General features: G+C 59.1%; 2 protein-coding genes. Both read left to right on the top strand.

Annotation, left to right across the window (positions count from 1 at the left end; translation table 11 throughout):
• Window positions 1-286: PD-(D/E)XK nuclease family protein (locus tag A3764_RS19515; protein ID WP_150122318.1), on the top strand; the 286-nt coding region annotated here is incomplete at its 5' end.
• Window positions 287-321: 35 nt separating this feature from the next.
• A partial coding sequence (trxA, locus tag A3764_RS19510) for a thioredoxin (protein ID WP_067951980.1) occupies window positions 322-606 on the top strand: 285 nt, incomplete at its 3' end.

The raw sequence follows: 606 nt of genomic DNA, 5'->3' as shown, positions 1-606 counted from the left end.
GCTGCATGGATCAATCGACCGGCTGATCATCACGCCGGACCGGATCGTGGCGCTCGATTACAAGACGAACCGCGTCGTTCCAGCGGATGTCTCCCACTGCCCCGAAGGTATTCTGCGGCAGATGGGGGCCTATCTGCATCTGCTGCGACAGATATATCCCGAGAGGGAGATCGAGGTCGGGCTCCTCTGGACGAACGGCCCGGCCTATATGCCACTTCCGGAAAGGCTGGTACTGGACGCACTGGCCCGCGCGCCCGACCTTGACGGCGATAGGCCCGCTACATAGGTACATTCCTTAACATTCCCTGTCAGGAGAGCATCATGGCAACCGTCGCAGTTACCGATTCCACATTCGACGCAGAAGTTAAAAACGCAGATATCCCGGTAGTCGTGGACTTCTGGGCCGAATGGTGCGGCCCCTGTAAGCAGATCGGTCCCGCCCTTGAAGAATTGTCCGACGAGATGGACGGCAAGGTGAAGATCGTAAAGGTCAACGTCGACGAAAACCCCAACAGCCCCGCACAGATGGGCGTTCGCGGTATCCCTGCGCTGTTCCTGTTCAAGGACGGTCAGGTCGTTTCCAACATGGCGGGCGCACGGCCCAAG

Origin of the sequence: Sulfitobacter sp. HI0129, from assembly GCF_001635395.1 — a bacterium.
Taxonomy (GTDB): domain Bacteria; phylum Pseudomonadota; class Alphaproteobacteria; order Rhodobacterales; family Rhodobacteraceae; genus Sulfitobacter.
Note: the sequence above shows the minus strand (reverse complement) of the source record. Positions and strands in the feature narration are given on the sequence as shown.